This is a genomic window from Streptomyces sp. WAC05292 (genome assembly GCF_003949955.1).
Classification (GTDB): Bacteria; Actinomycetota; Actinomycetes; order Streptomycetales; family Streptomycetaceae; genus Streptomyces; species Streptomyces globosus.
The window spans coordinates 1-6444 of the sequence record NZ_RPSE01000364.1; the positions used below are offsets into that span (position 1 = coordinate 1).

A 6444-nucleotide genomic window follows, 5' to 3' on the forward strand; every position below is an offset into this window, starting at 1 on the left:
GACGTGGGGAGACGTGGCGCGGACGGGCCCCGCGGTCAGCCGGCGGCCGGTGCCCGACCGCCCGGCTCCGCCTCCTGCTCGGGTTCGGGCAGCGGGGCACCCGTCTCCAGCAGCGTCTTCAGGCTCGACGCCAGCATCGGCCACGCCTGCGCGCACATCCCGATCAGCGGGCCGTCGGGGACGAAGCCCTCGTGGCGGATCGTCAGCCGCGCGAGGGCGTCCCCGACCGGCTCGATCTCGTACGCCACACGCGTCCGCGGCTGGGCGGCCAGCTCGGCCCGCAGTTCCTCGCCGACCCCCGCCGATGCCGCCCACTCCGGTGTGAAGGTGTGCCAGGTGTAGGCGAGCCGGCGGTCGGGGACGCACTCCAGGACGACCTGCTCGGCGTCCTCGGTCCGCGCGCCGCGCTCCACCCACACCATCGGCGACCCCACCGCCCAGTCCGTCTCGAACGCCAGACCCCAGTACCGGCGGGTGTACCCGGGGTCGGTGAGGGCCTGCCACACGACGGCGGGGTCGGTCCGGATGTAGACGGTGTACGTGATCACGCTGTCGGTCATGCCCCCATGCTGCGGGACGGCCCTCCGCGGCGGCCGGATTGGCCCGCCCGTGGGACCCGGGACGGCGGCCCGCACGGCGGCCGGGACGGGCGGCCGCGCGGTGCCATACTGCCGTCGGATGCCTCCTTATGACTTGGTTACATCCCTGCTGCTACGTTCTGGCGCGCGGACTGGCGGCATCGAACCCGCCGGTCCGACCACGTGGAACCGGCCCCGACCGGGCGGGCCGGACCAAGGAGAGGCACAGGCATGCGAGGCGCTACCCGTCCCCGCACGGGCGCGGGCGGCGCAGGCGCGGGCCGCCTCACCGGGGTCGACGCCGTGCGCGGACTCGCCGTACTCGGCATGTTCGCCGTACACGTCGGCCCCGGAGCGCAGCCCGACGGCGCCGGCTACCTGGTCGTCGCCGCGGACGGGCGGGCCCCCGCCCTGTTCACGCTCCTCGCCGGGTTCTCGCTGGCCCTCGCCGGGCGCGGCAGCCGGCCGTCGCCCGCACCGGCCGGCGGACCGCTCCGGCGCCACCGGCCGCTGCTGATCCGCTGCGCGGTCCTGGCCTCCCTCGGGCTGCTCCTGGCCGCGCTGTGGCCGGGGTTCCTCGTCATCCTGACCTTCTTCGCCGTGTACTTCCTCGTCGCGGAGCCGTTCACCCGGCTGTCCACGCCGGTGCTCACCGCCGTCGCGGGGGCGTCGGTCGTCGCCGGGCCCGTCCTGTCGTTCGTCCTCGGCCCCGTCTTCGGATACGGGCGGTCCGGGCGCGGCGCGGTCCCCGAGCCGGCCGGGCTGACCACATGGGAAGGGCTGGGCCGGACGTTGTGCGAGCTGCTGCTGACCGGCGCCTACCCGGTGGCCACCTACTTCCCGTACGTGCTGGTCGGGCTCGCCGCCGGCCGGCTGTGCGACCTGAGGGAGCGCCGCAGCGCGCTGCGGCTGGCCGGATGGGGGGCCGCGGCGGCCGCCGCCGGCTACGGCGGCGCCTGGCTCAGCGCCCACCTGCTCGGCGGCCGCGACCGGCTCCTCGCGGTGATAGCCGCCCGCCACCCGGAGGCCGCGGGCGCCGCCGACCCCGTACGCGCCGTGCTGGACGGGCAGTTCGGCGCCATACCCAGCACCTCGTGGGACTGGCTGCTCGTCGCCGACCCGTACAGCCAGACCCCGCTGGAAACCCTCGGCAACGCGGGTGTGGGCTGCGCCCTCATCGGCCTCTTCGTGCTCGCCGCGCAGCACAGGGCGGGCGTACGGCTGCTGGCGCCGCTCGCCGCGCTCGGGGCGATGGCGCTGAGCGCGTACGTCGGCCACGCCCTGGTCCTGGCCGGACCGGCGCACGGCGCGGCGTCCTGGACCGCGCTCGGTGTGTTCGCCGCGGTGTCGACCGCGGCGGCCTGGGGCTGGCAGCGTGCATGGGCCGGCAGCCCCCTGCGCCGCGGCCCCCTGGAACACGTCCTGAGAGTGGCGAGCCAGGGGCGCGCGGTCTAGGTTCGGGGCGGCTCCGGGCTCCGGCCGGGGGTCGCGGGGTTCGGGCGGCGGGTGTCCTGAATGCCGGCGGTGCGGGGGTGCGCGCTCCGACGCGCCGGGGGGTCGGCTTCCGGACCACCCGTACGCGTGATGGCGCATGGATCGGGTCGGGGCAGATAGGGCACGCTGGGCGCATGGTGTTACGCCGGGCCGCGCTGCCCCTGCCGCTGACCCTCGCCGCCCTGGTGCTGGCCACGGGCTGCGTGACCGTACGGCCGGAAGGACCAGCGCCGTCGGAACCGCCCGCCCCTGCGGCCGGCCGGGAGGCCTCCGCGGCGCTGCCGTTGAGCGCCCTGCCGGCCGGGGGCCGCACGATTGCCGAGTCGCCGCCGGCCCCGGCCGTCTCCTCCGCCCCGGCGGCGGCCCCCGCCCCTCGCAGGCAGCGGAGTGAGGCCGACCGCGCACCGCGCGAGGCTCGGAAACCGCCGCGCGCCGCCGCACCGCCGGCCCCGGCCAAGCGCCGGAAGGCTCCCGCACGCAGGGCGTCCCGCCACCCGTACGACATGGCCTCCCTGTGCGAGGCCGCCAAGGGCACGGTCTCCCCCTCCATCGTCGCCCTCTGCGGCTAGCGAGGTGTGCGGCAGCGGGAAACCCTGCTGCCGCGGCCGGAGTTGCCGCCCAACCTGCTGGTACATGGACGAAGAGCGCAGTGCTCGGCAGCTCCGCCTGATCGGCGAGACGATGGAGATCGCGCGGGACCTCGGAGTGGAGGTACGGGCGCAGATCACGATCAAGCACATGACACCGGTCTGGATTCCCGGACGGCCCCGCCGCGGGAAGGACGCCGAGGACATCGCCCGGCTGGAAGCGGCTCTGCGGGAGCGGGGCACCGGTCCGGCGTGAGCGTCAGTCGGCGTCTTCCGGTCGGTCGGTTCGCTGCTCCAGCAGCCGGGCCGCGACCCGGGCCAGGAGTGGGAGGGGCACCGGGTGGTTCAGGGGGAACTTCAGGGTGCCTCGGCCCGCGCGGTACGGGGTCAGCTCGGCCTCCAGCGCCGCGTCTCCGGCGGTGTCCGGCACCGGGTACACGCTGATGTGGTGCTTCCAGCCCGCGAAGTAGACCACCGCCCGGCCTCCGGAGGTGAGGGCCGGGATCCCGTAGGAGATCGTCTCGCCCGCGCCCGGGACCGCTGCGTGCAGGGTGCGGCGTACCTCGTGCAGGACGGGGCGGACTTCCTCCGGGAGGGCTGCCAGGTAGTCGTCGACAGTCTTCGCTGCGGCCATGGCGGCAGTGTGCCCGGCCGCTTCCGGTTCCGCCCGTCGGCGCGGGCCGCGGGCCGCCGGGTGGGTGCGCGGAGCGGGCGCCGGGTGTCGGGTTAATCAGTGGAGGCCCGCGCGCACCGATACGTACAGTGACCGGGCCCCCCGTCGCCGAAGCTGAGAGCCCTCCATGCGCACCCACTATCCCCGGACGCCGCACCTCCCCTGGTCACCGGGAGCGACCGCGGACGACGTGCGGGCCACCGGGGCGGACTGGTTCGCCGGGCGGGAGGTGGTCGTCACCGAGAAGCTCGACGGGGAGAACACCACCCTGTACGCGGACGGCCTGCACGCCCGCTCCCTCGACTCCGCCCACCACCCCTCCCGCGCCTGGGTGAAGGGCCTGCAGAGCAGGATCGGCGCCGGCATCCCGGCGGGGTGGCGCATCTGCGGCGAGAACCTGTACGCCCGGCATTCGCTGGCGTACGAGGACCTGGACAGCTGGTTCTACGGGTTCTCGGTGTGGGACGGCGACCGCTGCCTGGGCTGGGACGAGAGCGTGCGCTTCCTGCACGGACTCGGTGTGCCCGTCCCGCGCGTGCTGTGGCGCGGCGTCTTCGACGAGCGGGCGCTGCGCCGGCTGCGCCTGGACACGGCGCGGCAGGAGGGGTACGTCGTGCGCACCGCGGCCGGCTTCGCGCGGGAGGACTTCGGGCGGTGCGTCGGGAAGTGGGTGCGGCGCGGACACGTCACCACCGACGCGCACTGGATGTACGCCCCCGTCGTGCCCAACGGGCTCGGGCCGCGGGCCGCGCTGTGGGCGGTGCGGTCCGGTGCGGAGCCGGATCCGGTTGCGCTGGCGGCCGCCGTCGGCGTCGCTGCCGAGGCCGGTGGCGGTGCGGGGGCGGCCTCCGTCGTGGCAGAGGTCGCGGGGCGGCTCGACGCGGCCGGCCGTGGCGGCGACGCCCGCCTCGCCGGGGTGCTGGCGGGGCTGCTGCACAGGGTGCCCCGGCCCGGGGTCGGGGCGCGGCTCGCGGCAGGGCCGGTCGGCATGCCGCTTGCGCGGCGGGTCGCGGACCTCGTCGGCCTCCATCCGCGCCTGCGGCGGCCGTTCCCGGACGAGGAGCGGCGGGCCGGGCTGGTGCGGATGGCCGCGGCCGCCGATCTCGGGGTGCTGCACGCGGTTGCCGCGGCCGTCGGGGCGGGGGATTCCACCGGTGCCGGCGGTGACCGCGCCGAAGCCCTGGAGTGCGTGGAGTGGTCCGCCCTGTACGCGCAGGAGGAGGGGCTGCTCGGACCCGACCCGCTGGGCCCGCTGCGGAACGGGCTGCGGGACGCCCTTGCGGGGCTGGATCCGGACGCCGCCGACCGGTGCGGGGCCGAGGCGCTGCGGTTGTTCGCGCAGGGCCGGATCTCCACCGCCGAGGAGGCCGTGGCCGCGACCTGGCGGTGGCGGGACGGCCGCTTCCCGCGGCTGGTGCAGCTGTGCGGGCCCGCGGGCAGCGGCAAGAGCACGTACGCCCGGAGCCTGCCGGGGGTCGACGCCTACATCGCCCTGGACGACCTGCGGGCCGCCCGCGGCAACCGCGCCGACCAGCGGGACAACGCCGATGTGCTGCGCGAGGGCCTGGACCGGCTCGACGCGGCGCTCGCGGCCGGCGGCACGGTGGTCTGGGACGCCACGTCCCTGACCGGGCGGCAGCGGCAGCTGCCCGCGGCGGTCGCCCGGCGGCGCGACGCGCTCGTCACGCACGTCGTGCCCCTGGTGGAGGAGGCCGAGCTCGTCCGCCGCAACGGTGTGCGGGAGCATCCGGTGCCGCCGCGGGTGCTGGCCTCGCAGCTGCACCGGTTCAGCCCGCCCTACCCCGCCGACGGGCAGGGGCACCGCATCCGCTACCTCGGGGCCGGCGGCGGCGTCGAGGACACCGCGGGAGGCCTGGGCCCGGTTGCCCAGGACGGAACGGCACTGCGTACGGGGAGGGATCGCGCCGATGCGCACCAGTGAGCAGCTCTACCACCAGGTCCGGTGGGACCCCCGGTTCGACCCGGCGCGGTTCGTGATGGGCCTGCACCAGCGCGGGGCGCCGCCCAAGCGGGTCCCGCTGCCCTCGTTCGTGCCCGGCGGGGACATCCCCTGGCACCGGGTGCTTTTCGTCGAGGCGGACGGCGAACTCGTCTGGGACCGCGCGACCGGCACGGACCGGATCGACTCCACCACCGCCGGGCGGGTCCGCGACCCGCGCCTGCTGCGCGCCCCCGCCTTCGCCGCCCGGACCCCGTACGCGTGGGGTCCGGACCGCCCCGGCGCCGCGGGCGGGGCGTGGCAGGCCGCCGAGGAGGCCGGGGTCGGCTCCGCGCGCCGGCCGGCCGCGGTGGCCGGCGCCCCGGTTCCGGTGCGGCTGCTGACGTGGAACACCCTGTGGGACCGCTACGACGCGCCGCGCATCGACACCGCCCGCCGCAGGCCGCTGCTCTGCGCGGAACTGGAGGCCGCCGACGCGGACGTCATCGCGCTCCAGGAAGTGGAACCGGCCCTGCTCGACATGCTGCTGGAGCAGCCGTGGGTGCGCCGCGCGTACACGGTGTCGGCCGCCCCGGACGGCCGGGACGTCGCCGGCTTCGGCCTGCTCGTGCTGAGCCGGCTGCCCGTGGCGGAGGCCGGACTGCACCGCCTCGGCCCGCACAAGGCGGTCTCCGCGGTGACGGTCCGGACCGCGGCGGGGCCGCTGGTCGTGGCCTCCGTCCACCTGACGAGCGACCACACGCGGGACGGGGCCGCCCGGCGGGGCGAGGAGCTGGTCCGGGTCGCCGAGGGACTCGGCGGGATCGATGCCCACGTGGCGCTGCTCGGGGACTTCAACGACGGGCGGGGCGGGGAGGAGGGGCCCGCGGCGGTCCTGGGGATGCGGGACGCCTGGAGCGAGGTGCACGGGGCGTCGGACGACACCCCCACGTTCGACCCGAGCACCAACCCGCTGGCGGCCGTCGGCTCCCTGACCGGGCGCGCCGCCCGGCTCGACCGCGTCCTGCTGCGCTCGGACGCGGCTCGGGTGCGGCGGGCCGCCCTGCGGGGTGATGTTCCGTCGGAGGGAGGGCTGTTCCCCTCCGACCACTACGGGGTCGAGGCCGACGTCGAGCTCGGGGTCCGGCTCGGTGGCGGTGGCGGGGGCGGGGT

Annotated in this window: 7 protein-coding genes; 5 read left to right on the forward strand and 2 right to left on the reverse strand. The window is 76.8% G+C overall.

The features are described 5' to 3' along the window. Positions 1–35 precede the first annotated feature (35 nt). On the reverse strand, positions 36–560 hold the full coding sequence (locus EF903_RS26715; protein ID WP_185902834.1) for an SRPBCC family protein: 525 nt from the start codon (positions 558–560) through the stop codon (positions 36–38). A 249-nt stretch (positions 561–809) separates the two neighbouring features. Here EF903_RS26715 and EF903_RS26720 point away from each other — a divergent pair, with 249 nt between their 5' ends. The 3 genes from EF903_RS26720 (at position 810) to EF903_RS34820 (ending at position 2915) form a co-directional block, all read left to right on the forward strand. Then, positions 810–2033, forward strand: a complete 1224-nt coding sequence (locus EF903_RS26720; protein WP_125547383.1) for a DUF418 domain-containing protein — start codon at positions 810–812, stop codon at positions 2031–2033. Between the two features lie 173 nt (positions 2034–2206). After that, positions 2207–2641 carry a hypothetical protein gene (locus EF903_RS26725; RefSeq protein WP_125547385.1) on the forward strand — a complete coding sequence of 145 codons (435 nt, stop codon included), beginning with the start codon at positions 2207–2209 and terminating at the stop codon, positions 2639–2641. 64 nt (positions 2642–2705) lie between these two features. Then, positions 2706–2915 (forward strand): hypothetical protein, encoded by a 210-nt coding sequence (locus EF903_RS34820; RefSeq protein WP_221888779.1) that lies wholly within the window; start codon positions 2706–2708, stop codon positions 2913–2915. Between the two features lie 3 nt (positions 2916–2918). On the opposite strand, the gene EF903_RS26735 is transcribed toward EF903_RS34820, so the two are convergent. Beyond that, on the reverse strand, positions 2919–3293 hold the full coding sequence (locus tag EF903_RS26735; RefSeq protein WP_125547387.1) for an iron chaperone: 375 nt from the start codon (positions 3291–3293) through the stop codon (positions 2919–2921). 166 nt (positions 3294–3459) lie between these two features. Between EF903_RS26735 and EF903_RS26740 the strand changes: the two genes are divergently transcribed. Next, complete coding sequence (locus EF903_RS26740) at positions 3460–5274, forward strand: RNA ligase family protein (protein ID WP_125547389.1); 1815 nt, start codon at positions 3460–3462, stop codon at positions 5272–5274. Further along, positions 5261–6444 (forward strand): RNA repair domain-containing protein (locus tag EF903_RS26745; protein WP_185902835.1); only part of this gene is annotated, 1184 nt, incomplete at its 3' end. The genes EF903_RS26740 and EF903_RS26745, both read left to right, overlap by 14 nt.

Bases quoted from the DNA above. Each gene is read 5' to 3' on its own strand.
- EF903_RS26725 (WP_125547385.1), top strand. From the start codon at position 2,207: ATGGTGTTACGCCGGGCCGCGCTGCCCCTGCCGCTGACCCTCGCCGCC.
- EF903_RS26720 (WP_125547383.1), top strand. From the start codon at position 810: ATGCGAGGCGCTACCCGTCCCCGCACGGGCGCGGGCGGCGCAGGCGCG.
- EF903_RS26740 (WP_125547389.1), top strand. From the start codon at position 3,460: ATGCGCACCCACTATCCCCGGACGCCGCACCTCCCCTGGTCACCGGGA.
- EF903_RS26715 (WP_185902834.1), bottom strand. From the start codon at position 560: ATGACCGACAGCGTGATCACGTACACCGTCTACATCCGGACCGACCCC.
- EF903_RS26735 (WP_125547387.1), bottom strand. From the start codon at position 3,293: ATGGCCGCAGCGAAGACTGTCGACGACTACCTGGCAGCCCTCCCGGAG.
- EF903_RS34820 (WP_221888779.1), top strand. From the start codon at position 2,706: ATGGACGAAGAGCGCAGTGCTCGGCAGCTCCGCCTGATCGGCGAGACG.